The 26,998-nt window shown below is 47.2% G+C and carries 31 protein-coding genes; 7 read left to right on the top strand and 24 right to left on the bottom strand.

Annotation, left to right across the window (positions count from 1 at the left end; translation table 11 throughout):
- Positions 1–370 precede the first annotated feature (370 nt).
- Positions 371–1,936: a cryptochrome/photolyase family protein gene (locus tag ACGHM3_RS10460; protein ID WP_345416989.1), complete on the bottom strand. Its 1,566-nt coding sequence runs from the start codon at positions 1,934–1,936 to the stop codon at positions 371–373.
- A 241-nt stretch (positions 1,937–2,177) separates the two neighbouring features.
- Between ACGHM3_RS10460 and ACGHM3_RS10465 the strand changes: the two genes are divergently transcribed.
- Positions 2,178–2,909 carry an OmpA family protein gene (locus tag ACGHM3_RS10465; RefSeq protein ID WP_345416757.1) on the top strand — a complete coding sequence of 244 codons (732 nt, stop codon included), beginning with the start codon at positions 2,178–2,180 and terminating at the stop codon, positions 2,907–2,909.
- A 196-nt stretch (positions 2,910–3,105) separates the two neighbouring features.
- Here ACGHM3_RS10465 and ACGHM3_RS10470 read toward each other — a convergent pair whose 3' ends face one another.
- The 11 genes from ACGHM3_RS10470 to ACGHM3_RS10520 form a co-directional block, all read right to left on the bottom strand.
- Positions 3,106–3,561, bottom strand: coding sequence for a GNAT family N-acetyltransferase (locus ACGHM3_RS10470; protein ID WP_345416754.1), 456 nt, complete (start codon positions 3,559–3,561; stop codon positions 3,106–3,108).
- Positions 3,562–3,567: 6 nt separating this feature from the next.
- A complete protein-coding gene (locus ACGHM3_RS10475) occupies positions 3,568–3,987 on the bottom strand; it encodes a GNAT family N-acetyltransferase (protein ID WP_345416752.1) in 420 nt (139 codons plus the stop codon).
- Positions 3,988–5,402: 1,415 nt separating this feature from the next.
- The gene (locus tag ACGHM3_RS10480; RefSeq protein ID WP_345416749.1) at positions 5,403–5,621 is read right to left on the bottom strand and encodes an SRPBCC family protein; all 219 of its coding nucleotides are present in this window, start codon (positions 5,619–5,621) and stop codon (positions 5,403–5,405) included.
- 134 nt (positions 5,622–5,755) lie between these two features.
- Positions 5,756–6,229 (bottom strand): hypothetical protein, encoded by a 474-nt coding sequence (locus tag ACGHM3_RS10485; RefSeq protein WP_345416746.1) that lies wholly within the window; start codon positions 6,227–6,229, stop codon positions 5,756–5,758.
- Between the two features lie 89 nt (positions 6,230–6,318).
- Positions 6,319–7,926 (bottom strand): alpha/beta fold hydrolase, encoded by a 1,608-nt coding sequence (locus ACGHM3_RS10490; protein WP_345416743.1) that lies wholly within the window; start codon positions 7,924–7,926, stop codon positions 6,319–6,321.
- Between the two features lie 844 nt (positions 7,927–8,770).
- Positions 8,771–9,388, bottom strand: coding sequence for a hypothetical protein (locus tag ACGHM3_RS10495; RefSeq protein ID WP_345416740.1), 618 nt, complete (start codon positions 9,386–9,388; stop codon positions 8,771–8,773).
- 277 nt (positions 9,389–9,665) lie between these two features.
- Complete coding sequence (locus ACGHM3_RS10500) at positions 9,666–10,283, bottom strand: hypothetical protein (protein ID WP_345416737.1); 618 nt, start codon at positions 10,281–10,283, stop codon at positions 9,666–9,668.
- A gap of 139 nt (positions 10,284–10,422) precedes the next feature.
- Positions 10,423–12,039, bottom strand: coding sequence for a DEAD/DEAH box helicase (locus ACGHM3_RS10505; RefSeq protein ID WP_345416734.1), 1,617 nt, complete (start codon positions 12,037–12,039; stop codon positions 10,423–10,425).
- Between the two features lie 963 nt (positions 12,040–13,002).
- On the bottom strand, positions 13,003–13,473 hold the full coding sequence (locus ACGHM3_RS10510; RefSeq protein WP_345416731.1) for an SET domain-containing protein-lysine N-methyltransferase: 471 nt from the start codon (positions 13,471–13,473) through the stop codon (positions 13,003–13,005).
- A 188-nt stretch (positions 13,474–13,661) separates the two neighbouring features.
- A complete protein-coding gene (locus ACGHM3_RS10515) occupies positions 13,662–13,925 on the bottom strand; it encodes a Txe/YoeB family addiction module toxin (protein WP_345416728.1) in 264 nt (87 codons plus the stop codon).
- Positions 13,922–14,164, bottom strand: coding sequence for a type II toxin-antitoxin system Phd/YefM family antitoxin (locus ACGHM3_RS10520; RefSeq protein ID WP_345416723.1), 243 nt, complete (start codon positions 14,162–14,164; stop codon positions 13,922–13,924). The genes ACGHM3_RS10515 and ACGHM3_RS10520 overlap by 4 nt, the downstream gene beginning before the upstream one ends.
- A gap of 237 nt (positions 14,165–14,401) precedes the next feature.
- Here ACGHM3_RS10520 and ACGHM3_RS10525 point away from each other — a divergent pair, with 237 nt between their 5' ends.
- Positions 14,402–14,674 (top strand): type II toxin-antitoxin system Phd/YefM family antitoxin, encoded by a 273-nt coding sequence (locus ACGHM3_RS10525; protein ID WP_345416717.1) that lies wholly within the window; start codon positions 14,402–14,404, stop codon positions 14,672–14,674.
- A 28-nt stretch (positions 14,675–14,702) separates the two neighbouring features.
- Entirely contained in the window at positions 14,703–14,927 is a 225-nt protein-coding gene (locus ACGHM3_RS10530; protein WP_390518071.1) for a Txe/YoeB family addiction module toxin, read from the top strand.
- 136 nt (positions 14,928–15,063) lie between these two features.
- On the opposite strand, the gene ACGHM3_RS10535 is transcribed toward ACGHM3_RS10530, so the two are convergent.
- The 4 genes from ACGHM3_RS10535 to ACGHM3_RS10550 form a co-directional block, all read right to left on the bottom strand.
- Positions 15,064–16,632 (bottom strand): IS1182 family transposase, encoded by a 1,569-nt coding sequence (locus ACGHM3_RS10535; protein WP_345416711.1) that lies wholly within the window; start codon positions 16,630–16,632, stop codon positions 15,064–15,066.
- Positions 16,633–16,808: 176 nt separating this feature from the next.
- Positions 16,809–17,252, bottom strand: coding sequence for a hypothetical protein (locus ACGHM3_RS10540; RefSeq protein WP_345416707.1), 444 nt, complete (start codon positions 17,250–17,252; stop codon positions 16,809–16,811).
- Positions 17,253–17,870: 618 nt separating this feature from the next.
- Positions 17,871–18,245 (bottom strand): hypothetical protein, encoded by a 375-nt coding sequence (locus ACGHM3_RS10545; protein WP_345416704.1) that lies wholly within the window; start codon positions 18,243–18,245, stop codon positions 17,871–17,873.
- A 34-nt stretch (positions 18,246–18,279) separates the two neighbouring features.
- Positions 18,280–18,738, bottom strand: coding sequence for a helix-turn-helix domain-containing protein (locus ACGHM3_RS10550; RefSeq protein WP_345416701.1), 459 nt, complete (start codon positions 18,736–18,738; stop codon positions 18,280–18,282).
- Positions 18,739–18,817: 79 nt separating this feature from the next.
- On the opposite strand from ACGHM3_RS10550, the gene ACGHM3_RS10555 reads away from it, so the two are divergent.
- Positions 18,818–19,309, top strand: coding sequence for a DUF2938 domain-containing protein (locus ACGHM3_RS10555; RefSeq protein WP_390518243.1), 492 nt, complete (start codon positions 18,818–18,820; stop codon positions 19,307–19,309).
- Positions 19,310–19,345: 36 nt separating this feature from the next.
- Positions 19,346–19,570 (top strand): DUF2798 domain-containing protein, encoded by a 225-nt coding sequence (locus tag ACGHM3_RS10560; RefSeq protein WP_390518074.1) that lies wholly within the window; start codon positions 19,346–19,348, stop codon positions 19,568–19,570.
- Positions 19,571–19,737: 167 nt separating this feature from the next.
- Here the strand turns inward: ACGHM3_RS10560 and ACGHM3_RS10565 are convergent, their stop codons facing one another.
- The 4 genes from ACGHM3_RS10565 to ACGHM3_RS10580 all read right to left on the bottom strand — a co-directional run bounded on the left by ACGHM3_RS10565 (position 19,738) and on the right by ACGHM3_RS10580 (position 21,738).
- Entirely contained in the window at positions 19,738–20,178 is a 441-nt protein-coding gene (locus ACGHM3_RS10565) for a GNAT family N-acetyltransferase (protein WP_345416695.1), read from the bottom strand.
- Positions 20,179–20,270: 92 nt separating this feature from the next.
- Entirely contained in the window at positions 20,271–20,711 is a 441-nt protein-coding gene (locus ACGHM3_RS10570; RefSeq protein ID WP_345416692.1) for a hypothetical protein, read from the bottom strand.
- A 106-nt stretch (positions 20,712–20,817) separates the two neighbouring features.
- Entirely contained in the window at positions 20,818–21,312 is a 495-nt protein-coding gene (locus ACGHM3_RS10575; protein WP_390518076.1) for a GNAT family N-acetyltransferase, read from the bottom strand.
- Between the two features lie 45 nt (positions 21,313–21,357).
- Positions 21,358–21,738 (bottom strand): VOC family protein, encoded by a 381-nt coding sequence (locus ACGHM3_RS10580; protein ID WP_390518078.1) that lies wholly within the window; start codon positions 21,736–21,738, stop codon positions 21,358–21,360.
- Positions 21,739–22,088: 350 nt separating this feature from the next.
- Here ACGHM3_RS10580 and ACGHM3_RS10585 point away from each other — a divergent pair, with 350 nt between their 5' ends.
- Positions 22,089–23,045 (top strand): IS110 family transposase, encoded by a 957-nt coding sequence (locus ACGHM3_RS10585; protein WP_390518079.1) that lies wholly within the window; start codon positions 22,089–22,091, stop codon positions 23,043–23,045.
- 103 nt (positions 23,046–23,148) lie between these two features.
- Here ACGHM3_RS10585 and ACGHM3_RS10590 read toward each other — a convergent pair.
- The 4 genes from ACGHM3_RS10590 to ACGHM3_RS10605 all read right to left on the bottom strand — a co-directional run bounded on the left by ACGHM3_RS10590 (position 23,149) and on the right by ACGHM3_RS10605 (position 25,841).
- A protein-coding gene (locus ACGHM3_RS10590) for an IS3 family transposase (RefSeq protein WP_390517716.1) occupies positions 23,149–24,224 on the bottom strand; the annotation gives its coding sequence in 2 pieces (ribosomal slippage) (positions 23,149–23,975 and positions 23,975–24,224; 1,077 coding nt in all).
- 366 nt (positions 24,225–24,590) lie between these two features.
- Positions 24,591–25,010 (bottom strand): GFA family protein, encoded by a 420-nt coding sequence (locus tag ACGHM3_RS10595; protein WP_345419194.1) that lies wholly within the window; start codon positions 25,008–25,010, stop codon positions 24,591–24,593.
- A 93-nt stretch (positions 25,011–25,103) separates the two neighbouring features.
- Entirely contained in the window at positions 25,104–25,688 is a 585-nt protein-coding gene (locus tag ACGHM3_RS10600; protein ID WP_345419197.1) for a hypothetical protein, read from the bottom strand.
- A gap of 21 nt (positions 25,689–25,709) precedes the next feature.
- Positions 25,710–25,841, bottom strand: a complete 132-nt coding sequence (locus ACGHM3_RS10605; RefSeq protein ID WP_345419200.1) for a hypothetical protein — start codon at positions 25,839–25,841, stop codon at positions 25,710–25,712.
- Between the two features lie 192 nt (positions 25,842–26,033).
- On the opposite strand from ACGHM3_RS10605, the gene ACGHM3_RS10610 reads away from it, so the two are divergent.
- Positions 26,034–26,990, top strand: coding sequence for an IS110 family transposase (locus ACGHM3_RS10610; protein WP_390517743.1), 957 nt, complete (start codon positions 26,034–26,036; stop codon positions 26,988–26,990).
- The last annotated feature ends 8 nt before the right edge of the window (positions 26,991–26,998 follow it).

Genomic DNA, 26,998 nt, shown 5'->3' on the forward strand with positions numbered 1-26,998 from the left:
ATACCATCCTAAGTTGCAAGTGGGCGCAAACAGCAGGGAAATGTCCGGGGGTTTCCTAGGGCCTGTTGACACTAATTCGGAGCCTCTGTTGAGTCAGGAAATAGTCCAATCTAGGCGCGAACCGCGAAGTTTGGTGGGCCCAAATAAGCGGTGAGCAACAACGAGTGGGCTATTTCCTGGCTCAACCCGTAGGGCTGGAGCCAGCTTCCCGCTCAACGTTGTTGCCAATCGCTCATGTAGGCCCACTACATTTCACGCTTGGCGCCTAGTTGAACGGGAAGATGCTCGGGGCGCGTAGCCCGGGGCGCGTAGCCTCCAGCAGTGGTGCCAAATTAGTGTCAACAGGCCCTAGCATTAAGGACAGGTAAGGTCATAAAGATTCAATATTTTGTAACACCTGCTCGGCTCGTTTCATCAGGGCTTTCTGTTCACCCTCGGTTTTGCGATGCCACTGCTTGTACATCAGTTGCATACGCTGATTTTCGCCCAGAGTTTTTTTGTGGCGATCTAAAAAATGCCAGTACAAACTGTTAAGAGGGCAGGCGTCGTCGCTGTCTTTTTGCTTAACCTTGTAGTGGCAGTTTTTGCAGTAGTCACTCATTTTATGAATATAATTGCCGCTGGCAGCGTAGGGTTTGGTTGCCATGATGCCGCCGTCGGCAAATTGGCTCATGCCTCGGGTGTTGGGTTGTTCTACCCATTCTATGGCATCCACATAAATGCCCAGGTACCAGTCGTCGACTTCTTGGGGGTGAATACCAGCGAGCAGACAGAAATTTCCGGTGACCATTAACCGCTGTATGTGATGGGCGTAGGCGTATTCCAAAGATTGACCAATGGCTTGTTTAAGGCAATTCATTTTGGTGTTGCCGGTCCAAAAATATTCTGGCAGTGATCTTTGCGCCCTTAAATAATTATGGTCTCCGTAATCGTTATTTTGCCAATACACTAAACGCACGTATTCTCGCCAGCCAATTATTTGCCGAACAAACCCCTCCAGGGAAGCCAAGGGAATTGATTTTTTATCGGCGTCGTAGGCGGCAATGGCTTTGTTAATTACCTCTTTGGGGGAGATTATTTTTGCATTAAGTGCAAAGGATATTCTGGAGTGGTAAAGGCTCCATTGCAACGCCGGTTTTTGATCGGTCATGGCATCTTGAAACTGGCCGAACCTAGGCAATAAATGCTCGCAAAAATAATCCATTAAAGCGCGGGCTTGTTTGCGATTGGTGGGCCATGAAAGTGTGTTGCCTACCTCGCCAAATACATCAAGTTTATGATTTCTGATGCGGGCTAGTGGTTGCTCAATATCGTTACGAAACAACTTTGGCTTGGGTATTTGATCGATGTCGTCCGCACTTAGGCTGTTACGGTTATCGTGGTCAAAGTTCCATTTGTCGCCAATGGGCTTTCCATCCGGATGCACTAATACATTAAATCGTTTACGCATTTTGCGATAGAAGTGCTCCATGGTGCCGCCGGAATTAAGTTGCCATTCAGCCGCTGTGGTGTCTTCTACATAGAAATGCTGGGTAGATGCAACATCGCTGGTAAATGAACTTTCAGCGCAGTAGCAATCCAATTGTTGCACTAACCTGCGTTCATCGGGCTGTTGATATTCAAAGTGCGCTACTTTGAAATGGCCGATGAGCGCGGTGATAAGCTCAGGCAGCGTTTTGTAGGCGTCAGTGTCATCCAGCGTGAGATGTAAACAGTGGTGGCCAGCCTCACTCAAAGCAACGGCGAAGTTTTCCATTGCACAAAAAAACGCCAACACTTTTTGTATATGATGGCGGCAGTAAGTTTGCTCCTGGTGTAGCTCCGCAATAACGTAGAGGGTGGTATCGCTTTTTTCTCGAAACCACGAGTGGCTGGAGTTGAGTTGGTCACCTAAGATTAACCGGAGCGTTTTATAGTGTGATGATAAACCGTGCATTTTGCTCAGTTTTACATCCAGAGACTTGCTAAGTGAGTTGGCCATACGATAATTACGCGATTAGAGTACAAACAAAGCTCTACGCAGGTTGGGCGAGCTCAGATTAGGCCCACTACCGAGGCAAGCAGCAGTTTTCAACATATGGCTGAGGCCAAGAGTGCCGCTTCACACCGCAAGCGAGCTTCACTCAGCCCTAAGCGATTTGTTTTACTGTAACAAGACAGCAAATAAGGTTACTAATATGAAATTAACTAAATTTTCCGCCAATGTGAGCTCCAATGCGTCAACTTTGGGCACCTCCCGTACCTGGGGTGGCTTGCTGGTTGGTTGTGCTATGGCGGCCGTGCTGGCTGGTTGCAGCACCTACGACCCATACACCGGCGAACAAGAGACTTCCAAAACCGCCATTGGCGCTGGCGTGGGCGCTTCTGTTGCTGCAGTAATTGCTTACATCGACAACAAAGATGAAGATTCATCCACCCGTAATAAGCGTATCTTGTCCTCAGCTGCTGGCGGTGCTGCCATTGGTGGTGGCGTGGGATACTACATGGATGCTCAAGAAGCAAAACTGCGCCAGCAGCTACGTGGCACTGGTGTAAGCGTTGAGCGAGTAGGGGACAATATCAACCTGATTATGCCAGGAAACATTACCTTCGCCACGGCGCGCTCAGATATCGCCACTGACTTCTACCCAGTATTGGATTCCGTAGAGCTGGTGCTAGAAGAGTACAACAAAACGTTGGTTGTTGTGGCTGGCCACACTGATAGCGACGGCTCAGAAAGCTACAACAAAAACTTGTCTCAGCTTCGTGCCCACGCGGTTTCCGATTACTTGGCTAACAAAGGCGTTGATTCTGTGCGTTTAGAAACCGTTGGTTTTGGTGAGTCTCAACCCATTGCCTCCAATAGCACCGACGAAGGCAAGCAGCAAAACCGCCGAGTTGAAATTACTTTGGTTCCAGCCACTGAGTAAACCGTCCTCGTGCAACAATGCATCTATCTCAAGGCACCTATCATAGGTGCCTTGTTCGTTTCTCCCACTGTGCTTCTTCCTGTCCTTCCGCATTAAGTACAGTTTGCCTGAGCCGCTAACGGTAAAGGTTCAGCCTAGATATTTTCGAAAAGCGTGGCCGGCCCACGAGATCTTATGTGCTCTCATGCGAGCCGTGCTACCCGCGGTGGTTTAACTTCAGCACCAGAGGTTGAAAGGCAATACCATCTTTGAGGCCAGCCGGCCTTTCTACAGTAAATCCAAACCTTTCATACACTGGCACTGCGTACATAGACGATCTCACAGTTACTAAATCAGCATGGCAGTAGGTTAACAGGCTGCGCCAAAGTAGTGTGGCTATGCCCGTTCTTTGCTGGCTTTTGGCAACAAAAAGATGATACAGATGCGAGCCATCTTTCAATGCTGCATAACCCTCCACACGGCCAGCGTTTTCATACAGGATATTGACGTAGTCTTGGCTTTTAATACGGGCCTCAAAGGCAGGCTCGCTAATCGTCTCTTTAAACCAGGCGGGTAATTCTGTGTTTGGATCATCCAGGTAAAAGCCAGCCAGGGAAGACACTAGTTCTGCGAGTTGTGGAATATCATCCGCGTTTGCTCTGCGAACACTCATAGCCATTTAGCCATCTTCTAGCCCGCAGGGTTGATCCATCACCCAACAGCGCGGGTTATGACTGTAGCCCAACTTTTCATAGTAAGTGTTCGCTGCCGGTGCGGCGATTAAAATCAGCTTACATTTTGGGCCTAGCTGTTGCTGGGTGACGGCTTGTAGTTGACGACCAATGCCAGAGCGCTGGTGTTCAGCGCTAACCGCCAGATCTGATAAATAACAGGCGTAGTGAAAATCCGTAACGCTCCTTGCAATGCCAACTAACTGGCTACCATGCCACGCGCTCACAATTAGGTTGCTGTTAGCAAGCATACCGGCGATGCAGTCATAGTCATCCACCGGTCGGCGCTGGCCTAGGGTAGAGGCGTTTAGCAATTCGATAAACTGATCGGCGCTGACGGGGTGGTTGATCTTGTAGTCAATTTTCATAATCGTCGGTTCACGCACACGTATGTGCTTTTGCTCTTAATGGCGGGTGACAAGCCGTTACTCAATTTCCATAGGCTACAGGCGTTTTAGCATTCTGTGGCGGTTTTATGATGCCACATGTATTGGCGTAGAGTCTCATCAAAACGGCACAAAATAAGCTGTAGTGGTTATGCGGTAAATACCTAAACACCTCATGCGCCCTTGTGTTCCCGATTAACCAAACCAATGGCCACCACTGTAATTATTACTTCCAAAGCAAAAGACCCGTGAAAGATAAAGTTCAGTCACCAAGGATTGCATAAAGATGGCACTTGGAACAGTGAAATTAAGCCGTTGCTTAACGGAAATAGCGACCATATATCACCGACGACGGTATCTACCAGCAAATGTATAACCCCTCCGACAAAGAAATAAACGGCATAAACTGCGGTTTTATTAAACACTGAAAACTTTGTTGCCAAGCCTGCCACGCCGAAAAACGAAAGCCACACCCCGGGAGATGGCTCCAATATTGATGGTGCAAGGTTTGTTTGTTATCAATGAAATAGAAGTAAAACATGTCCAAATCTGGAGCAGTGGCTCCCAAAAAGCAGGCTATGTAAATGAGTGGCTTAGTTAAATGTTCTGCTTTATGGCTTCGCGATAGGCAATAGCCATAAATAATACCCGAGGGAAGATGCGCGATGAACATGATTCTGGCTCCTAGCTTTTAAGAACCATTTTTGGCCTAAAATGTGGCTATCTTGTGGTGTCAAAAAGATTGATTGTGCTAAATATTGCCACCTTGCACGGAGGTATTTGGAGGCGTGTGTGGCTGCTGATGAAATGATTTGGCCCGAGGTACCGCACCACTGGCACTGTAAGGCCTGTGTACACGTCGAGGGTGCTGGCTAAAATCTTGGGGAAACCGATATCTATATGGGTTATTTGCTTGATAGCACAGCGAATGCTGTAGTCGATTGTTAGGCCCGGGTTGCTCCAAATATGGCCAGCAGACCGATTGGCAAGAGTGGCGTCCATTGTAGGAGTTTCGATAGAGTTTTTGCTTTAAAAAAGTACGATCCTACAGCCACAAATAGTAAAGAGTATAGGTACTACAAACCACAGAGAATCTTAACTAGGCTATGGTGTTGAGTAGTATCAGCCCAGTCGACTTAGGTTAGTAGCACTGAGGCAGCGAAGTAGTATTTTCAATATTGAGATTCGGCAGCGTGTTTTAATGTTAGGCAGTTACACAGTTATTAGTACAGCCTCTTTCTTGGACATCATGCCTCTTAGCCGCTTCTCGAGCCATCCGACCATGGATTCTTGTGTGCATACCAATGTGTTTCCATTCTCTGACTGTTTAAACTCCCAAATATGGATTGCAGATGCGCCGAAGCCTTTGCCGTTCCACCCAATAAAACTATGTTTATCTACTCCCCCGATGGTAGATGAGAGAGTTTGAAACCGCTAGATTTCCACACAAAGGTTTTTCCAGGCTCCAAGCTTGTGGCCAATTTTGCATAAGTGATCTCGGGGTGCCATTTAGGCCACTGGTCAATATTGGCTTGCAGATCCCATACTCTTTCCACGGGTACCTGAATTTCAATATTTTTAGAGATCTTTAGTACGGCATTCTCATTGATGTTCATAGCATCCTCTGCTCATCTGGGATATCGGGTCGTCTAACACCCAAAATGCAGACAAACACTACGCTTGGATGCGAAGCGCGATGCAACTTTTGCCCGGCCACAGAATGAAGCGAGCGGGTGACTACGGCTGGGTGTTACAATCTTGACTGCACATAATTTGCCACATCTACTGGCGCTCCACCTTGAGAGTAATGACCATCTAGGGTGTATGCCATCTGCTCCAACGGCGCATCACGGTAACCGTAATTCTGCATTTCGCTGATATAACGAGTTATAAAGTGCTGAGCGCCTAGAAGTTTCCATTGAGCCACATGAACAAGCTCATGAAAATGTAGGCGCAGTTCACCGGTACAGCGGGGATGTACGTAGTACGTGTTTTTATACGTTATTCCATTGACCTCCATGTCTATAAAGTCACCAAGGCCGACTGAGCGTAGCTCGGGGAAATTTGGCTTTGGGGTTTCTTCAATAACTACGAAGTAAGAGTCCTCTAAAAATTGTTCCGAATAAAATCCACTGAATTCATCAGCGAAGATTGAGCACGGTTTTCGCTGCGGTTGGTATTTAGCATTGATTGAATCGATCCATGTTTCAATACGTTTTATCACGAAGTCTCCTATGAACTTAATATTATAATCGGATTTTGATTAAACCTAGCTTAATGCCTCAGTCTGTCCTTTTAGGTAGGCGTACTGGCTCAGATTGTTGTTTCCCGCTCTGGTGTGCGAGAAAGAAAGTACCGCACGGAACTGACGAAGGTTTTCGAAGCCGGCTCGTGGCCTAGTAAAAGGTGCCCATCGCTGTCTAAGGCGATGAATTCCGCTCCCGGTATGGCTGCCGCCATTTCCCTACCGGTGGCTATCGGGATGCGCTGATCGCCGAGTGAGTGCATGACGAGAACCGGCACCTGGACCTGTGCTAAGCGATGGCGCACGTCGATATCTGCAAACACATTTAGAAACCGGACAGCGTTTTCAGGCGATGTGGTGAGCCGCTGGAACTCATTAAACCAGTTGAGCTCCTCCGCACTGGCACTAGGCATAAACGTTGTCGAGAATATCTGACGATAGGCCGGATTATCCTGGCCCCAGCCGCTTTCGGTTAACGTAATTATGGCTTCCCGCTCCCGGCTTAATTGCTGTTCCGCCTGCACTCGCCAGCCCGCTGCATAGCCACCAAATAAAATAAGGTGGCTAACCCGTTGGGGATGTCGAACTGCATACTCGATGGAGACCGAGGCCCCCTGGGAAATTCCCACCAGTGCGAATCGTTTTAGCCCGGCGGCCTCCACAACAGCTTCAAGGTCCGAGACAAAAGACTCAAAGGAAATTTCGTTGACCTTCCAGTCAGAAAGCCCATTGCCACGCTCGTCATAACGAACCAGTCGATGATCACGGGCTAGCTCCTGGAATAGTGGGCTCCAGATGGGAGCTCCCCAGTCGTGTTCAAGATGGCTTAGCCAGTTGGCTGCCTTGACGATTGGCGGGCCATCGCCCACCGAGGCATAGGCAATGCGCGCTCCATCTGCAGCGCAACAGAAGCGGATGCGCTGGCGTGTAAGGAGCTGCCTGCCACCGGCTTGCATGTTTTTGCTATCTGTCTGTGCCTGCTCTGCGGCATGGATATCAGGGCGCCAGGCGATACCGGCGTTGCGAAATCGTTCTCCAAGCTGGAATTGTAACTTACCGGCGTCCTGCGGACGTCCCGTCCGCTCCAGCAGAACAAGCACCCGGGTTGCAGCTTCCGTGTTGAATGGATCCAGTGTCAGCCATTCCTGGGCATGGGTAAGCTGTTGCAAAGCGGTCAGTTCCAAGTGCCCGGCCAGCCGCCCCAGAACACTGGCCTGCAGGCGGGTCAGCGCCAGACGTTCGGTATCCAGCCACTGCTGATAGAGTGGCTGAGAGGGAAGGTCTAGTCCGGGCAGGAAGGGTTCATTCAGCTGTTGCGAGATAAATGTCAATTCGACAGCGCTTAGATCCTTCTTTTCTGCCAGTTGCGTCAGCTGGTGGACATCGACCCCGAGCTCCCCGGTTAGCAACGACACCCTTTCTCGATCTGCGCTCAGCCTTTCGTTGCTAACGTCATTTACCAATGGGCGGATTTTAGTCAAAGACCAGCGTAATGCCGCGCGGGGATCATCAGGAATCTCCCAGAATAATTCGCACAAGCGGTCACGCCGGTGGGGCCGAGAAGTGCTGGCCAAAAATCCTAGCAAAGCCCTGGTTCTGCGTGAGGCGGGTAGTTTCACGGACGTGTCGTTGCGGCTGATGGTGAGTTCGCCAAGCAATGTCATGGCAATGTCCAAATTCGAAAACTCCTGTAAACCGTGTTTGTTTGCCGAGCTGCGCCAGTCTGCATTTGGGGTTGCGTGTGCTGAGCCCACGCCGCGTATTTCTACTGTACTTGTGGAACGCCGTTTAAACCGCGCTTAGTACATAGCAACGCGTTGTGTTACAGCAACTCTACCTAGCAATTCAATCATTTTTACCACAATGGCTTCAACGACGGCGGTCTAGGTTGCTGCGGGCGGTAATTCACATTGTCGGAATATTTAGAGCAGTATTCGTTAGAAATGACAGGTCGGTAGAAATTACAGGTGTGTATAGAGAATTTTGCGAAGGATCCCTTCAGGCGTTGATCGTATGCCCCCAAAAGTAACACACTTATTTAGTTTAGAGATTGAGATTGGCACGCCTGATTGTTTAAAAGGGTGCTCCTGAAGCCCGGGGCGTCATTCGGCGCATTGAACATGCCATCGTAACTTTGGACGCAGGATTAGTGATAGAAGAGGTTGAACTGCGCTAGATTGCTGCTCGTGGCTGAGTCAGCGAGTTCTTGCAGCTCAATGCACGAGCAGATCCGAAATCCATTATCACAGACGCAGAGGCAAGTTAGTAGATGCGGTGATGGATTTAAGTGGTGTTTTAATTTATAGATGAAGGGCAGGGCAGCAGTTCCATCTTGCTGAGTAGCGCTTTAATTGTGGCTGCCCGCCGGTGTCGACGGTTGGCCGTGCGGATGTCTAGCAACGACTTCTGGTACAAAACTTTTGAGCAGTGGCTGGTCTTGACGCTAATTTCCGCTACCGGCCGCTGTCTGTTGGGTAATATAGGTTTAAACAGACAGGCCAGCCGGAATGATTGCGCTTATTAGTCTAGTAACGGTCCTGCGGTATCTGGGAATCGGCCTGTGTTGAGCACCTGAATACCCGCTGTGTGGTCACCGTTGAAGGGTGTCTGAATACCCGGGCAACCCAGTGATATAGCGTCTTCCGGTGAGTCAAACCATATGCCTACATGGTAGGTGTGTACTGGCGCGGTGGCTGGGTTGGTCGCCGCATCGGCGTCATGACTCAACGTGGCAATGGCTTCTCCCGGGGCTACAACAAAGGTCTCTTCGTTGAATCGGCTGACAAAACTTGCGTAACCTTTCCCTTTGGCGTTGGTTTTAATATCGCCCACATACCAGGACATTCCGAATGGAAACTCGGGCACCTGGATAGTGAATACTTCAACCTCAGAGTTGGCTGGCATGCCTTGAACAAAAATTTCCATCCGTTCTGCTTCGCCAACAGGGGTTATTCGGACGAATCCCTTAGCTTTTGTGGCGCAGCCTTCAGATAGGGCCGCCGGTCGAGTCATTTGAAACTCGTTGGCTCTGGCGTCCAAGCCATTTTTATTTCCGGCAAATGCAGACAGAGACGTAAGTGCAGTGGCAGAGGCTAGTAATGTAGCGGTTGCGAAAGCTCTGTATGAATTGATTGTCATGAGAAAAGTCCTTTTGATGAGATTGTTTTTGATGTTGTGTTAAAACAAGGACAGATTAATCGCCGGCCGTTGATGCCAGCGTTGTAAAAAGCGTTGTATTTACTGATGTAATTTCAGTGCGCGTTGAACTTTGGCGAGTATTAGGAGCGTTTAAGCGCCAACCTGGCTAAGATTTGACACGGAACCCAAGTGCATCTAAACCAGACGCCCACTTCATTGACTCTAGTTGGGGGAATATTGACGTGGGTGTATTATCAGTTGAACTCAGGTTGCGTATTTATGAGCCCGTGCCGGAAGACTGCGCAACACGGCGCTGGCGTATCCACCTGTTGATAGGGGTTGCATACCAGCGAGCAACTACAAAGCTAACAAAACAAGATGTGCCCACCATAATTCCAAACATCAATAATTTGGTGTTTCCTAAGATAGTGGACGGCGGGATGTAAAAGCGCATCACTCCTAAAACGATAATATGGAACAGATAGAGTTCGTAACTGTGTCGCCCCATCCACCGTAGCGGTAGTGTTAGATAACTCCAAAAGGGCGTTTGGTTAGGGGGAATATGAATAAGCAAAATCGCTGTGCACAGAGCAATGCCAGTAAAACCAAAAACAACGTGGCCACGAATTCCGGAGAAATAAATCACCACTAACCCGACCACTGCGGCGACCTGCCAGATTCTCATCACATTACGGCTTACTTTATTTTGCAGCAATGCGGCAAGAATCCCGAAGCTAATAGCATCAAAGCAGGCTAGATACCCATAGAGATAATCAATGTCGTTGTCCAGATGCAGCCACCGGTATAGTGGGCCGATAGCAATATTTGCCAGAGTAGGATGAAATGTTTGATCGAATCTCTTCGGGCGATCACGGTACTTGAGTGTATTCTGCAATGGCTAGCATCGGTAGAGCAATTATTTCGCCGTAAAGCGGAGGGTAGCAGATTTCTCTGGATTACTTGGTTATGGTAGGCGCTTGGCACAGGCACTAAATATTGTTAGTGCCTGTCTTGGGCTAGAGCATTTCTATAAATCACCCGCCAAAAAACTTCTTCAGCTTCGACAGAGGCGATGGGCTCTTCACGGTTCGACTATCAGCCCGCTGCGGCTGCGCGGCATTCCCGCGATTTTCCTGATTGCCCTGCGTTTTGCGCTCGCCAGAAGGATTACGCCGACGGCGCTGTTGCTGTCTCTGCTGGCCACCTTCTTCATCGCGGTTGCGGTTACCCTGCTGAGGGCGGCGCTCATTGGAATTGTTACGCGAATTATCCTGGGCGTTACCATCTGCGTCTACCGGGCGGCGGGATTTCCTGCGGGGCCTGCGTGGTTTGGGTGTTTCGCCATCGGGACTGTTGTTGCGGCTTGAATCAGGATTATTCTGCGGACGAGATCGGTTGGCTTCGGCTCTGTTTCCGGAATTTCTGTTTCCGTTCCGGTTACCGGATGCATTACCGTTCTGGCGTCTGCCCTGTCCACGGTTCTGGCCTTTAGGGCGGTCGGCAAAATCCGGCACTTCGCCTTTTACGACTTCAAACGCAGGCGTGTTCAATCGCTCGATTTTGCGCTTGATGAGTCGCTCAATGTCGCGCAGGAGTTTAGTTTCCTCCGGAGCAACGAGAGAGATGGCAACACCAGTGGCACCGGCGCGACCCGTACGGCCAATACGGTGTACGTAATCCTCCGAGACGTTAGGAAGATCAAAATTGATGACCTGAGCCAACTGATCAATATCGATTCCACGAGCCGCTATATCGGTTGCTACCAGCACCTGAATTCGGTCCTGCTTGAAATCATCCAGTGCTTTGGTACGCTGGTTCTGGCTTTTATTGCCGTGTATTGCTGCAGATTGAACACCAGCTTTATCGAGAACCTTCACCAGCTTGTTGGCACCATGCTTGGTGCGGCTGAATACAATGGTCTGCTCCGAGTTGGTTTTCAGTAGGCTGGTCAACAGGTGAACTTTGTTTTCTTTGGCAACTTCGTACACCTGCTGAGTAACGGTTTCCACCGTGGAGTTACGCGGTGCAACGTCGATCTGTACAGGGTTGTTACAGATTCCGCTCGCCAGCTTCCGAATGTCATCGCTGAAAGTAGCGGAAAACATCAAATTCTGACGCTTCGTTGGCAGCACCTTTAGAATTCGCTTTATGTCATGGATAAAGCCCATATCCAGCATGCGGTCGGCTTCGTCCAATACCAGAATTTCCAAATCATCAAAACGTAGAGCATTTTGATTGTGCAGGTCCAGCAGTCGGCCGGGGGTCGCCACCAGAATATCCGCGCCCTTGCGTAGGGCCATCATCTGGGGGTTTATCTTCACGCCACCAAAAACGACTCTAGCGCTCAGCGGGAGGCCTTTGCCATAGGTTTCAACACTGTCGAGGACCTGCGCGGCCAGTTCGCGGGTTGGCGTCAGCACCAGGGCGCGCACACGGTTAGCGCCGGCACGACGACCTTTGCTCAGGTGCTGCAGTACTGGTAGTGTGAAGCCGGCAGTTTTGCCGGTGCCGGTCTGAGCCGCAGCCATAACATCTTTGCCAGAAAGAATGGCGGGAATAGCCTGCGCCTGAATAGGAGTTGGCTGGGTATAGCCGTTATCAGTGATCGCCTTGAGGATCTGCTCCTGCAGGCCAAGTTCTGTAAATAACATAAAATCGCTCTGTAAATGTTCGCCCACGGGCAAACGAGTAGGCTAGCAAACCAAAACGATTGATCTACTTGAGCCAGACGTGTCCAAAATAGAAGAGGACGGCACGGGTGTGCACGTTCGATAGGAAACTCATTGATGGCGCCGCAAGGGGCGTTCAAAGGGTGTCTCAGGCCATTTCTTACCCCGGTTGGGGAGCCGGCCTGCGCAGGTTGTAACCTGCACTAAAGCTATGCACGGTTGGCTTAACTCTAAGCTAGACATTAGCCTAACCTAAAGATAGCCACCTTAATGCTTGTTTCGCATAGCCTAACATAGACATCTGACATAGCCTAGCCCAGACACCCACTTTGATGCTTGATTGATGATTTCATAAGTTGTACAAACAATAAGCTGTATATACATAATCTTAATTAGGGGTGTTTGGAATGGATAGAGCGTGCAAGCACCAGGTCTTTTTGGGCGTAACTCGTTGTTATTACGTTGTTTCTCGCTGTGTGCTCAGAGCGTTTCTGCGTGGTGAAGACCGGTACACAGGCAAATTCTAGGAGCATCGGCGCCAGTGGGCAGAGGATCGATGGTTGCATTTGGCCAGTGTCTTTACCATTGATATCTACGCGTAAGCAGTGATGAGTAATCGCCTACATGTGGTGTTAAATGTCGACCCTGGGAAAGCCAGAGCCTTAACCAAGCGCTAAGTTTGCCAACGATGGCACCGGTTGTATAAGAGGACTTTATTAACGCAACGATTCTTAAATGACGAACCACTAACCGTCGTTCCCGAGTGGCCAATTATTTTTTAGTCTTGATTATTCGCCGTACTTTTTGGTTTTTAATTTGGATGTCTTATTAGTTGCCAGTTGCGTTCTGGTTGTAGTGTAGTTTTGGGGTAAAGTGGCGAAGCCACGGCAAAACGAAACGTAGGCCGAAACCTCAACTGGACAAACTTGTTAAGTCATTAGCCTGCTAATTCTTGAGCTGTACATCAATTTCTATGAGATATGGTGCCACATAACCTTTATAGGTCGACTTGAAGCTTTCAGGGAGATCTTTCCAGCCAGTAATACGTCCTCTGCAATTTTTCGCGCCACAACAACATGTGTATGGAAAGTGCTCAATAATGTAATTTCTCATTGCATAGTCAAATGTTACTTCCTCACCGATTTCGATAGGATGCATTGCAATAAAATCATGTGCGCCTGCGTTATTTAGATTTATTCCACAATTTGGGTTGCAGGAATGATTAACTTTGGTAATTTCTCCGCCATGCAATGCGTACCTAAACTCTCCCATCTGCGAGGCATGAGAGTGGTTTTCATCGATATTATCTTTTTCGATAACACCCACCATGACAATTTCACCAGAATGAAATTGTTTAGTCGCGAAAATACCTTGGCCTTTATCTTTGCAAGTTAATAGTTCGTATCCGTTGTTCACTTTGTGTACCTGGATCGACGAGCATATGCTCAGGAGAAATCACAGTAACACATATCTAAATTCTTTATCGCTTGGGGTAACACGGACTTATAACGCCTCAAAAACCGGCTTGGTGAAGTTGGCAGTTTTTTTGGAACAAAAAAGGTGACAGCTTTACCAAGTCCGAGTGCTTTGATTTGTTATAGCTTTTACTCATAGTGAGTCCACAGCCGAAGAATTTTGACCGCTTTATCTTCTTCTAGCACTTGGTAAACCAATCGATGTTGGATATTTATTCTTCGGGAGTATGCACCCGCCAAGTCACCAATTAGCTTTTCATAGGGCAGCGGCTTCTGATAGGGTTCTTGCTCGATAATTTGCAGCAACTCTTGAGCTTTATTTTTAAGCCCTGATGAGGCGAGTTTGAGAGCATCTTTTTGAGCCTGCTTGGTGTAGTAGAGCTTCCAGGTCACCAATCAAGCTCCTGATTGCACTCGTCGAGCCCAGCGTACATGCCTTCACGGATAGACTCCCGCATACCAGGCACAGCCAGCAAGTTCAGCGTTTCGCTTATGGCGTTCCAGTCCTCTTCTGCCAGCAGGACTGCATTCCCCCTTTTCCCTGTAATAACAATAGGTTGATGGCTGGCCGATGCCTCGTCAATCAAGGCATAGAGCTTGGTGCGGGCTTCTGTAGCGTTAAGTATGGTCATGAGTCACCTCCAAAATGACTTAGCGTACGCCTAAGCGTACGCCGCGTCAACCAGCAGGCTATAACGCCGCCAACAGCGGCAGACTTGATGTGGAGTGTTTTGTGCAACAATGGCGTAGCCATGCACAAAACAAGTAACAGCAAGGCTATCCAAGGAGCGTAGCGACTGATGCTGCTTGGCATTGTTAGGGCCTATGGTATATAGTTGTACGGAATTTCCGTACATAAAGGTGGCCTTATGGACACAATTAGCGTAAATAAATTTAGGGACAACCTGAAAAGCGTTGTAGAACAGGTGGTTAGCAGGCATGAACCGCTTAAAGTGACTAGGCGAGCTGGGGAGGCTTTTGTTGTAATGAGCGCTGAAGACTGGGAGAGAGAGCAGGAAACCCTGCACGTACTCCAAAGCAAGAACCTCATGCAACAAATTGTCGAATCTCTTGAAACCCATACCCATGGACAAGGCTACAAGCCGACTGACGAGCAGATGAATGAGATCACTGGTATTTGAGGGCAATACCTGGGAAGCGTATGAAACTATGCGCGAGAAAGACAAACGGCTGCACAAAGCACTCTGCAAATTATTAAAAGAAATGCTCCGATCTGATGACCCTTCATTCGGCCTCGGCAAGCCTGAACCACTCAAGCACAACCTCTCGGGCCTTTGGTCAAAACGAATCTCGCAGAAAGACCGGTTGATATATCGTTTCGATGATAAGTCCATTTATATCTTCGCTATTGGTGGGCACTACGACCAGCCCTAACGAGACTGTAGAAAAACTAATTTGGCGATCCCTGGTATTTCGCTACTATTTTTCATAGTCTCATCGACCCATTTCTAAACTATTCTGCCGATATTTCATGTAATATCGCGTTCGTCGACTTGTTGTCGCTACAACTCTAGTTTATCGCCCCGTAGTTGGCGATTTTCTCAATATTATGGACTAAACAATATAGTTGCCATTGTCCCTGCACCTTTTGTTTGCCTCGAAGAGAGAAACGATTTAACCCCTTCTGGGTACCTATGTTAGCAAACACTGGCTCTACTGTAGACATTCGATGCCCGTAAACTTGTTTTCCGTACCGACTATCTACTCGTTTTTGCATCCAAGCAGTTGGTGATTTTGAAGTGTTCATAGTAAAGGAAACTTGTCTACCGTGGCCCTCTCTGGTGTCAGCGGAGGAGGGGTTGCGCATACATTCATGCTTTCTCGCGCAATTTCGGCAGTCCGTCAGTTTTCCTTCAAAGAAGAGCTTCACTTTTCCAAAGTCGTCTGTTGTTTCGTTGCGCAACCACATTTCGTTACCTTCAGGGCAAATGCAGGTTTTGTTCCTTCTATTTAGTTGGAACTCTCCAGCAGGGATAACACGCTTTACGCCTTTCACTGTATCTTGGTGTCGTTTACCGTGATCGCTCTTATGGCTTTGGAATTTTGGGTCGCGTGATCTGAAGGCATTGTCTGGTATGTAGGCGTTTATCGCTTCCTCTTTCAGATAGGCGTAATTAGCTTCGTTGGCAAACCCGGTATCTGCGGTGACAACGATTTGGTCTTCTATTAGGCTACCGAATTCAGCATCAGCGTAACGTTGTTGGATCTTATCCAATACAGGCTTTAATGTGTGGTGTTCTTGGCCTTCACCGAATGCCTGGGCATCGACAATGATTTGATGCTTTTTGTCGACGGCAGCGACGCCGTTGTAACCTTGTATTGTGCCTTTACTGGTAAGCATCTTGGCCGATTCGTTATCGGTGATATTGCTTTTTACTTCCTTTGGCCGTTTACCTTGCCCCATCCTTGGGGCTGCTGTCTTTAGGAACTGGTCGATTTTATTGAAGTGTTTATCCAGTGTGTCGATTGTTTTTTCGAGTTGATCTTTCCTATCACCTTCGCCTTTTCTACGCCGATCGAGACTCTTGTGTTCTTTCATGCAAGCTTTGATTTGTTGTTGAATCTTATCTCGCTTACGCGCAAGTTCATCAAAGGTGCCAGAATGTTCTTTAGCGGCGTTAGAGGAGATCTTGCAGCGGGGCGGCCTTCCGCCGTCAATAGCAATCAGTTCGTGGCCGATTAAACCTTCCTCATCGCACACCATCAGTATCTGAGTGAAGATATCTTCAATCGCGTCGGGATGGCTGCTTATGAAGCTGGCGATACTTGTAAAGTGGGGAGTAGTGTCGCACGTGAGTGCCTTAAACATAATATTGTTTTGGCATTCCCATTCGATGTCTCGACTGGAGCGAACACCTTTGTAGTAGGCGTATAGAATAATCTTTAACAAAATGGCAGGATTGTAAGCGGAGCGACCACCAGTGTCGTTTTTATATTTATCGTAAAAGGCTGAGAGATCGAGCTTGTCTTCTATGAGGTGATGGAGAACAAATTCAAACGTACCAGGCCGAATCTGCTCTTCAAAATTGACTACAACCATGGTGTCTTGGTTGTAGTTAGGGGTCTTGAAATTAGGCATACAATAACTCCCTGTGGCGATAGCCAATTCTAGCGAAAAACGACTGGTTTTGGGAGTTTTTCTACAGTCTCAACGCTGAGTGCAGCGGCAGTTTGTGGAGTGGTCTTTTGTGCTAGCGTAGCGGCCAACACAAAAAAGCCATGGAACAAACTGTCCGACTGGCACGACTTGTTAAATTATTTGCATGGATAAATTAGACCTAGCGCTTTGATAATAGCTGTAGCAGAGGGTATGTCATGAAGCTCTGGATTGCGCTTAATTTCTGAAATGGAAGCCGACAAATCCGTATGAAATGTACTTCCCTTCCTTGGGCAGTACCCATAGGATGCACCGTTCTTACCAGCCTCTCCAATCAACTCAAAACGCTGCATTACTTTCGGATCTTCAATATCAATTTTTCCGAATGCATTTGGATACATTATTCCAGCCTGGAAGCCAAAGTTATATCCTTTAGTCGCGCCGATGAAAAGTCCAAGACAAAAATTATAGTCAGGTGAATCGCTCTGATCTAAAACTCTTGAGCATGCGTTGGCATAGCTAATTCCGCTATTAATAACATCAGCTTGTACATTTTGTAGCCCCATCACCGCTAGCATGAGAGTTAATACTTTTAACTTCATAAATTTACCTCCTGTATTGTGACGGCGTACACTCTCGAAATTTAACGCTACCAGCACAGGCCGGAGCTGTGTTGATTGGTTTGTGCTAGCGTAGCGAAAAAGCACAAACCGAGCAACGCAGCGGAGGTCCAGCCAGCTTGCTGGCGAGTGTGCCTGGTATTGTTATATGTGGTGGCCATATTGCTACCTGCTGTTTTGTTTGACGTGGCACGGACAAAAAGCGCGGGCCACGGTTTTGCTGTTTTGTGCTTTGTTTCGCGGGCTGCCGAGAGCGAACGGGAGGAGGGTGTGATTGCTGCTTTACCTTCCGTTGGTGCCACTTTGCTGCCTTGCGATTTCTCTTTTGGCGTTGAGCTTAAGTTTACCACCACTGAGGTGTATTGCTACATTGCCTGCGCAGTGGCGGTAGTGCTACGGTTCTACTGCATTGCACTGATACTTTGCTGGGATTCACTACGATGGTTCGGGTTGCCAGTCCTAAGACCACCGTAGACTTATAACGCCGCCAACAACGGCAGACTTGCGGTTGTGTTTTTGTGTAATGATGGCGCAGCCATGCACAAAAACACAAGCGCAAGGCTGTCCAGAGAGCGCAGCGAACGATGTTGGTTGGCCTTGTTAAGCCTTGCAGACGATGAAAAACCGTTTTTCATCTATGTTTTCTCCAAAGCCAATTACAGGGTTGTCTATTCTCACCCATGAATCATCAAATTCCTGCTCGCTTGCGGAGACAAGAGAAAATGTTGAATCAATCGATGCTAGTTCCGCATATGCCTCAGAAATCTCTATGGGCTCTTCGTCAGGCACTATGTGAAAAAGACACTCTTGATGCTCGATATCCACGCCAATTCTACCAATTGGCATTTCAGATTCGGTTGCTATTATTTCTCCATCGTCATCGATGGTTAATAAAATTACAAACAATCTGAAATCGTCGCCCACCACCTCAGACTCTTCAAGTTCATTGATGATACAGCCAATGTACTTGCTCACTGGTTGATATTCCTTTATAGGCTTAACGCCGCGTTCACCGGCTTGTCCGGTGCAACGCTTTGTTAGATCGCCGCCTTTTTGGCAGTTGATCCGAGCCTTCACTTTTAATCGCCCCAGATGCCTCTAATCCGAGCAGGCGACGAAATTTAGGACATTCCATATGGCTCGGAGCAGAACAGACAGCTGCATGCCTAAGCCCATCGCGCATAGCTATCAGCTTTTGTATGGTGCTATCCAATTCGTCTCCCTTTTTAGCCAGCAGCTCTCTATCAATATTTGGGCTTCCATTAGCACCTACCATTTGAGCAATTTCATCTAGTGAAAACCCAGCAGCTCGCCCCAGCGTAATCAATGCAAGCCGCTCCAAAATATTGGCCCCAAATACTCGGCGCAGCCCCTGCCTGCCAACAGAGTTGATCAATCCTTTTTCTTCATAGAAACGCAATGTGGAAGCTGGAACCCCGGAACGCTTGGCTACCTCTGCTATGTCCATAAATTAGTCTTGACCTCAAGTCGACTTGAGGTGGTACGCTATCACTAGTTCGAAATCGAAACAAGCAAAGGAGAGATTTATTAACAAACTAATGGTTGTATTTTTTATCGGAATTGGAGCAACTGCCGTGATGGACTTGTGGAGCATATTGAGGAAATCACTGTTCGAAATTAACCCCCCAAATTATGGAATGGTGGGGCGCTGGTTAGCTTATATGACCCACGGAAAATTTCGTCACGACTCTATTGCAGAATCTGCTCCTATGCTAGGAGAGCACTATATTGGATGGATTGCCCACTACTTGATAGGGATAGCTTTCGCAGCCGTGCTGGTTGTTACCGCAGGCAAGCCTTGGATTTTCAACCCAACCATTGGTCCGGCGCTCGTTGTTGGTGTTGGAACAGTGGCAGCACCCTTTCTATTAATGCAACCGGGCATGGGGGCTGGTATTGCCTCATCTCGAACACCAAAACCCAACTCTGCACGACTGCATAGTTTTATTAATCATGCAGTTTTTGGGCTTGGCCTATATGCATCAGGATGGGCACTAAAGCTTTTATGTTCATTATGAAAGTAACACTCAATAAACCGTACTCAGGAGATTCATATGTATATTCCCGCTCGTTTTTCCCCAATTCTTTTCAGCGCTTTGCTTTCGGCCATCATGGTCTGCATCGTGTCCGCATTCGTCCTTGCAATCTCACAAGGGATTCATTCAGGATTTGCTGGGCAGTGGTTCAAAAGCTGTATTACTACATGGCCAATAGCATTTCCTACAGTTGCCATTGTTGCCCCGATGGTAAGAACAATAGTCGGGAGGTTGACAAGATAAATTAGGAGGCAATTTTCTAAGGATAATCAATGACCGCTGCAATCTAGATGTGCGGCGGTCTAACGCTGTGGTCACCCGACCGCACTGCGGAAGCGTTTTGTGTGAAATTGGAGCGTAGCGACCCACACAAAACGAGCGTAGCAGTGTGGGTCGGGTGCACCACCTTGTTAGCCTCGCCGAACCATTTCACTTACTAAAACGTCCTGACCATTATAAGATGCGAAAAATTCCCTAACTATCTTAAAACCATATTGGCTATATAGTGTCATAGCTGGTTTATTGGAACTTGTTACCCATAGGCTTGCATTACCACCGGTTTTAGACAACAGTAATTCTAGTAGGGATTTTCCCACTCCTCTCCCACGAGAAGTCGGTGAAACAAACAGGGCCCTAATTTCAGATCTAAAAATAGCGCCAAACCCTAAAATTTCATCGTCTTCACAAACATATATTTCTGATTCCTTTATTTTAGGCCATCTTTTTGTGTCATTTTCTAGATGGATTAGCTCAAAATCCCTATTTTCAAAACGCAGCTCATCCAGCTTCGATTGAGCATATATCTCAAAAATTTCAGGTAAATCTTCGTTTTCTATTGGTCTGATATTCATTAGGCTAACGCCCGCGTTTGCGGCGGTTTTGGAGTGAGGAACGAACGGAAAAACCGTCCAAGCCACGAAGTGGCTGTTGCAAGATGCGTTTGTTAAGCATTGGGCTCACCAAGGTAATTACCAATTTCACCATCTGTTTTGAATAGCGATGAATAGGTGTTTATAAACCACTCTTTAGCTCCATTAACCGCTAGTACTTGATTGCGAGATACTTGGTAGCAATCGAATATGTCACTGGCCTCAAAGGGTGAACTTTCACCGTCAGAGATTGAAAAGTGCGTGCCTTTTTCACTTAAGTAAATATGACACGTTACTACGCAATCTTCTTCATTTGTATTTGGCCACTCCCCAGTTAGAAACGATAGCCAAATGTGCTTCTCTTCTTGATGCTCTAATAATGCGGCACAGAATCCAGTGTAGCTGTCTTCGGAATAGTGAAACATACCCCGAATGAATTTATTTTCGTGGTCTCTTCCACATTTACATGCTCGGAAATATTCTTTTCTACTTTCAATAAATGGTTCGAAGTTCATTTTTCAATTAGATGCTTAACGCCTTGCTAATCGGCAGCCGAAGCGCAGCGTAGGCTGTCCAGTGGAGGCGCGTTTTTTTGCGCCGGAACGATGTTTGAGCAACTTGTTATATTTTTGTGCTCATTAATTTATTACTACCTGAAAAACCAAACTTCTCATATAAACCATGTGCGTCATCCGTAGCTAGGAATTGAAACTTAGAATTCCAGCGTGGGTCGTTGGCTATAACCCCAAACATCCATTTTCCTACACCTTTAGAACGGTGGTCGGGGTGAATAATTAGATCAGCAATATAAGCGACCGAAGCAAAGTCTGTTACTACCCGTGCAAAACCAACTTGACCGCCATTGAAAAAAAGTGAAAAGCAAATACTATTTTCTATGGAGGTTTTCATGGTTTCTAGGCTTCGCTCACTCGCCCAGTATGATGACCTTAGTAGTGACTCTACCATATCTAGTTGAATATCTTCTCGGTCATCACTTATACGATAATCTTCGTTTTCGTAGTACATAGTTTCCTTGAAATATAACGCCGCCATTTGCGGCAAATTTGGAGTGGAACGTTTTGCGCTAGCGTAGCTTTTAAGCGTAAAACGAGCCACGGAAAATTTGTCCAGCCAGCTTGCTGGCGATGCAAGATGGCCTTGTTATGCATGTTTGTTTACCCTCCATGGTGGGTTTAGACGATTTTCACCCGCCCAATACAATATGATTTTATTTCCTGCAGGATCGTGAAGGATTGCCTCACGCCAAAGATACTGCATATCCGTAGGGTCTTGATAAAATTTAAACCCTTTTTCTTTTAGAGAGGAAACCAATTTGTCAAGATTTTCATCTTCAAAGTATATGGCGCCACCGTTAGTAAATTTCTCAGTTTCCAGCGATAGAGAAAATGTGGCCCCTCCTTCAGGGCAGACGAATCGAGCGTAATGTGGAGTATCGACAATTTGCAAAAATCCCATTCTTCTGTAGAAATCCACTGATTCTTCGATCTCTGAGACAGGTAATGTCACTTGATTCATGTTCATTACTGAATCCTAGAGTTTGCATAACGCTACCAGCACAGGCCGGAGCTGTGTTGATTGGTTTGTGCCAGCGTAGCGATTAGGCACAAACCGAGCAACGCAGCGGAGGTCCAGCCAGCTTGCTGGCGAGTGTGGCTGGAATTGTATGGTTGGAATAACACGATTTCCCTTCCTGTTATCTAAGCGATAAAGTGTGGCCCATGTCTGCGGCAACAGACATTCAGCACGGTAGCTCGATGGCTGAAAGGCACCGGTATTACCGAGTCCGTTAACAAGCCGGAGCGCCGTGCTGACCCTACTTTTAACTCGAACAGTCGAAGGGGCCACGAGCCCGAATGTAGCAAGGGTGAGTTATGAACACAACCTCTAGAGCGAACATCAAACAAGAACGAAATATTGGTATCGATGTGGGTAAAACTTTTCTCGATATTCACATTTTGGAGTGTGATCGTTATTGGCAAATTCACAACACAGAAAGTGACATTAAAAATCTTATTAAAACTTTACGGCGTTATAACTTAACCCGAATCGTTGTTGAGGCCACAGGTGGATATGAGCGATCGCTCGTTGAAGCTTTGGCAGACGCAGACATGCCGGTTGTCGTTGTTCAACCTATGAATATTCGGCAGTTCGCGAAGGCTCAAGGAGTGATGGCTAAAACGGATAAGATTGATGCTCGAATCATTGCTCAATTCAGTGCGATTATGAAGCCTGAGGTTAGAGCAATAAGTAGCAAAAAGGTACGGTACGTCAAGGACTTACTGGCGAGAAAGCGACAGTTGATCGAAGCTAGAACCCAAGAGCTTAATCGGCTTCACAAGTCAGTAAACAGATTAGAGAGATCGCACGCTAGACTAATTAAAGTTCTGGACAAAGAAATAGATTGGGTCAACGTTCGACTTACGAAAGCTGTGGCTGAGGTGACGGAATGGCAATCTACCTATGATCTCTTGTTGAGCGTTCCTGGTGTAGGTCCGGCGGTAGCGCATACGCTCTTAGGAGAGCTACCAGAACTTGGTTCATTGAGTAGCCGACAAGTCGGCGCGCTTTGCGGCTTAGCGCCCTATAATCGCGATAGTGGGAGCATGCGAGGTAAACGAAGAATCAAAGGTGGCCGAGCACCAATTAGAACGGTTTTGTATATGGCAATGATGAGTGCGATTCAATGTAATCCAATCATGAAAAACTTCTTCAACAAGTTGGTTGAATCAGGAAAGCACAAGAAGGTAGCGCTCACCGCCTGCATGCGAAAAATGATGACTATATTAAACGCCATGGTGCGTGATGGACGTCGGTGGCAAGAGGCCTAATAAACTAAGAATTGCTTGCGGTAGACTTGACTTGGAACCACAGTCGCTTGTTATATTGACCTTTCCCCTAAGTTAATACCACTCCCTCGATGAGATATTTGCCTTATGCTGCCTGTGCCGCGTAGGCTACTGGCGTCATGTAATTTAATGAGCTGTGCGGCCGCTCATGGTTATAGTGCGCACGCCATTGATCTATTTCGTAGCGGGCTTCCTCTATTGTTCGGAACCAGTGCTGATTCAGACAGGTGTCTCTAAACTTGCCATTTAGGCTTTCGACGAAGGCGTTTTGCGTTGGCTTGCCAGGCTGAATAAAGTTGAGTTTGACCTGATTTTCTTTACTCCAGAAGAACATGGCTTTGCTGGTGTATTCAGTACCGTTGTCACAAGTGATACTTTCAGGCTTACCACGGGTCTCGATTAGTTGATCTAAGAAACGGGCTACGCGATTTCCACTAATAGAAAACTCTGCCAGCTGTCCGACCAGTTCGCGACTGTAGTCATCAACTACATTTAGTATTCGGAAACGTCTACCATTACTCAGTTGATCTGATACAAAATCCATAGACCAGCGCTCGTTGATTTGCTTAGGTAAGTCCATCACAGGCACAGGGCGCGTGAGCTTTTTACGCTTTTTTGTACGAACCTGCAGTCCTTCCTCTGTGTAAACACGGTAGGTTCGCTTCTTGTTAGTCACCAACCCTTCGGCTTTCAGTAACCCGTGTAGCAAGAGGTAGCCATACCGACTGTATTGTGCTGCTAGCTCTTTCAATCGCTTCCGAAGAACATCGTCGTCGTAGCCCTTAGCCCGATAGCGATAGCCTGTTCGGCTAATACCAGAAAGCCAGCAAGCACGGCGCTCGCTCAAGCCAAACGTTTCGACCAGATAACTGGCGACAGGCTTACGTTCAGCCGGCTTTACCACTTTTTTGACAAGACATCCTTCATGGCCTCCACTTCAAGTAGCTTTTCTGCAAGAAGCTTCTTCAACTTGGCGTTCTCCGCCTCCATATCCTTCATGCGTTTAGCTTCATTGACTTCCATGCCAGCATACTTTGAACGCCAGTTGTAAAAAGTACCTTCAGATATCCCCAGCTCGCGACAAATATCAGGCACTTTGGTACCCGCTTCATGCTGTTTGATCGCTTTGATGATTTGCTCTTCGGTGTATCGTTTCTTCATAGTAATGAGATCCCCTTGGGAGTAGATTAACTGGAAATCTCATCAACGTCATGGTTCTATTTTTCGGGGAAAGGTCACTTCCTTGCGATTTCTGCTTTGGTGCCTAGCCTAAGTTTACCACCCTGGATTGGTATTGCTACTTTGTTTGTGCAGTGCTGACCGCGCTAGGGGACTAAGGTGTCGCACGGATACTTTGCTGTGAATCACTGTGATGGTTCAGCTCATAACCCCCACAACCACCGTAGACTTATAACGCCTTGCTAACCTGAGCCATGCCGGGAGCGTTGTGTAGCCCATAAAATGCACGCAGTGCATGGGCGAAACGAAGCGGAGGTATGGCTTCAGGTTGAGCAATTTGTTAGGCATTTAAGCACCCAGGTTTGGGGGTAAAATTTCAAACTTAGGCACTCCTTCAGGAAACACCGCCCAATTTGGAGCTGAAGCTGTATAAATTGCCATTGCTGGTACAAACTCATTTGAATTATTTAAAGTGGATGCGGCAACTGAATAAAAATTACCTACTGTAACTTCTGCGCATATTGTTACTCCGCATTTTTCACAGAATAGATAATTCATGTCTTTTCCTGAGCTACCCTTACGAGTAAAGATAACAGGACTACCACTAACAATTTTAAAATTATCTTTTGGAATCCATACCCCAAACCATTTATCCGAGCCAGTAAGAATTTGGCATTCTTTGCAATAGCAAAACAGCGAATTTATTGGTTCACCGTCAATAGAGTATTTTAAATTTCCACACCCGCAACTACCATTTTTTACGGACATTTTTTGCCTCCTTGATAAATTCGATTGATGCCTAGCGCCTGCGTAATAGGCGCGAGCTTGCGAGCGTCCTAATTGACGCATTTGTTAAACGTTTCATGGTGCATACTCTGCTGGTGGGAGATCACCCGTGACTAGCTGCGGAAAAAATGTGTATTCCTCACGAAATCTCCGTTTGCCTCTCAATTTAGATAGCAATGATAGAAACCAATTCAATATGCCTTTCCCTGAATCATATTCCATCAAAATAGTGAAAGATTCGTTTTTTAATCCAATTGGTCTCCCCCCGCCCTCTGGATACTCATTAAGATCATGATCGTCAAACCTAAAAAGGAAACGACTCTGGCCAGGTGCCATTTGGGGAATAACTACATCGAATAGTTCACCAAAACTTTCTCTTGGTGAATTGCGCCTTAGAACACCACTTATACTGAGCTTTATATTCTCTGCTCTAGAGCCACCAATATTTACTAGGGTGAACTCAACGAAAATATCTTGGAATCTCGTTTTTTGCTTGATTGTTGCTTCACCAGAAACGCCCTTTGGGGTTTCATACTCAAACTCTGGCCCAAACCTGTTTCTAACTTGGTGATATATTTCGAGGACAGGCGCCTTGTGGGAGCTAACAACTTGAACTCCAACTCTCATTGCACCAGTGATTGCCGAGCTTGATACTTCCATGCTTCCTCTTCACGTTTAACGCTACCAGCACAGGCCGGAGCTGTGTTGATTGGTTTGTGCCAGCGTAGCGTTAAGGCACAAACCGAGCAACATGGCGGAGGTCCAGCCAGCTTGCTGGCGAGTGTGGCTGGAATTGTATGGTTGGAATAACACGATTTCCCTTCCTGTTATCTAAGCGATAAAGTGTGGCCCATGTCTGCGGCAACAGACATTCAGCACGGTAGCTCGATGGCTGAAAGGCACCGGTATTACCGAGTCCGTTAACAAGCCGGAGCGCCGTGCTGACCCTACTTTTAACTCGAACAGTCGAAGGGGCCACGAGCCCGAATGTAGCAAGGGTGAGTTATGAACACAACCTCTAGAGCGAACATCAAACAAGAACGAAATATTGGTATCGATGTGGGTAAAACTTTTCTCGATATTCACATTTTGGAGTGTGATCGTTATTGGCAAATTCACAACACAGAAAGTGACATTAAAAATCTTATTAAAACTTTACGGCGTTATAACTTAACCCGAATCGTTGTTGAGGCCACAGGTGGATATGAGCGATCGCTCGTTGAAGCTTTGGCAGACGCAGACATGCCGGTTGTCGTTGTTCAACCTATGAATATTCGGCAGTTCGCGAAGGCTCAAGGAGTGATGGCTAAAACGGATAAGATTGATGCTCGAATCATTGCTCAATTCAGTGCGATTATGAAGCCTGAGGTTAGAGCAATAAGTAGCAAAAAGGTACGGTACGTCAAGGACTTACTGGCGAGAAAGCGACAGTTGATCGAAGCTAGAACCCAAGAGCTTAATCGGCTTCACAAGTCAGTAAACAGATTAGAGAGATCGCACGCTAGACTAATTAAAGTTCTGGACAAAGAAATAGATTGGGTCAACGTTCGACTTACGAAAGCTGTGGCTGAGGTGACGGAATGGCAATCTACCTATGATCTCTTGTTGAGCGTTCCTGGTGTAGGTCCGGCGGTAGCGCATACGCTCTTAGGAGAGCTACCAGAACTTGGTTCATTGAGTAGCCGACAAGTCGGCGCGCTTTGCGGGTTAGCGCCCTACAATCGAGATAGTGGGAGCATGCGAGGCAAACGAAGAATCAAAGGTGGCCGAGCACCAATTAGAACCGTTTTGTATATGGCAATGATGAGTGCGATTCAATGTAATCCAATCATGAAAAACTTCTTCAACAAGTTGGTTGCATCAGGAAAGCACAAGAAGGTAGCGCTCACCGCCTGCATGCGAAAAATGATGACCATATTAAACGCCATGGTGCGTGATGGAAGTCGGTGGCAAGAGGCCTAATAAAGTAT

The sequence above is a fragment of the Halioxenophilus aromaticivorans genome (assembly GCF_042850945.1).
Lineage (GTDB): Bacteria > Pseudomonadota > Gammaproteobacteria > Pseudomonadales > Cellvibrionaceae > Halioxenophilus > Halioxenophilus aromaticivorans.

Coding starts and splice junctions, on each gene's coding strand:
- ACGHM3_RS10520 (WP_345416723.1), bottom strand. CDS start 14,164: ATGACCATACTTAACGCTACAGAAGCCCGCACCAAGCTCTATGCCTTG.
- ACGHM3_RS10475 (WP_345416752.1), bottom strand. CDS start 3,987: ATGAAAATTGACTACAAGATCAACCACCCCGTCAGCGCCGATCAGTTT.
- ACGHM3_RS10530 (WP_390518071.1), top strand. CDS start 14,703: ATGCGCGAGAAAGACAAACGGCTGCACAAAGCACTCTGCAAATTATTA.
- ACGHM3_RS10505 (WP_345416734.1), bottom strand. CDS start 12,039: ATGTTATTTACAGAACTTGGCCTGCAGGAGCAGATCCTCAAGGCGATC.
- ACGHM3_RS10480 (WP_345416749.1), bottom strand. CDS start 5,621: ATGAACATCAATGAGAATGCCGTACTAAAGATCTCTAAAAATATTGAA.
- ACGHM3_RS10600 (WP_345419197.1), bottom strand. CDS start 25,688: ATGGAAGTATCAAGCTCGGCAATCACTGGTGCAATGAGAGTTGGAGTT.
- ACGHM3_RS10570 (WP_345416692.1), bottom strand. CDS start 20,711: ATGAACTTCGAACCATTTATTGAAAGTAGAAAAGAATATTTCCGAGCA.
- ACGHM3_RS10525 (WP_345416717.1), top strand. CDS start 14,402: ATGGACACAATTAGCGTAAATAAATTTAGGGACAACCTGAAAAGCGTT.
- ACGHM3_RS10585 (WP_390518079.1), top strand. CDS start 22,089: ATGAACACAACCTCTAGAGCGAACATCAAACAAGAACGAAATATTGGT.
- ACGHM3_RS10495 (WP_345416740.1), bottom strand. CDS start 9,388: ATGACAATCAATTCATACAGAGCTTTCGCAACCGCTACATTACTAGCC.
- ACGHM3_RS10560 (WP_390518074.1), top strand. CDS start 19,346: ATGTATATTCCCGCTCGTTTTTCCCCAATTCTTTTCAGCGCTTTGCTT.
- ACGHM3_RS10540 (WP_345416707.1), bottom strand. CDS start 17,252: ATGAAGTTAAAAGTATTAACTCTCATGCTAGCGGTGATGGGGCTACAA.
- ACGHM3_RS10460 (WP_345416989.1), bottom strand. CDS start 1,936: ATGCACGGTTTATCATCACACTATAAAACGCTCCGGTTAATCTTAGGT.
- ACGHM3_RS10610 (WP_390517743.1), top strand. CDS start 26,034: ATGAACACAACCTCTAGAGCGAACATCAAACAAGAACGAAATATTGGT.
- ACGHM3_RS10550 (WP_345416701.1), bottom strand. CDS start 18,738: ATGGACATAGCAGAGGTAGCCAAGCGTTCCGGGGTTCCAGCTTCCACA.
- ACGHM3_RS10565 (WP_345416695.1), bottom strand. CDS start 20,178: ATGAATATCAGACCAATAGAAAACGAAGATTTACCTGAAATTTTTGAG.
- ACGHM3_RS10470 (WP_345416754.1), bottom strand. CDS start 3,561: ATGAGTGTTCGCAGAGCAAACGCGGATGATATTCCACAACTCGCAGAA.
- ACGHM3_RS10465 (WP_345416757.1), top strand. CDS start 2,178: ATGAAATTAACTAAATTTTCCGCCAATGTGAGCTCCAATGCGTCAACT.
- ACGHM3_RS10595 (WP_345419194.1), bottom strand. CDS start 25,010: ATGTCCGTAAAAAATGGTAGTTGCGGGTGTGGAAATTTAAAATACTCT.
- ACGHM3_RS10535 (WP_345416711.1), bottom strand. CDS start 16,632: ATGCCTAATTTCAAGACCCCTAACTACAACCAAGACACCATGGTTGTA.
- ACGHM3_RS10580 (WP_390518078.1), bottom strand. CDS start 21,738: ATGAACATGAATCAAGTGACATTACCTGTCTCAGAGATCGAAGAATCA.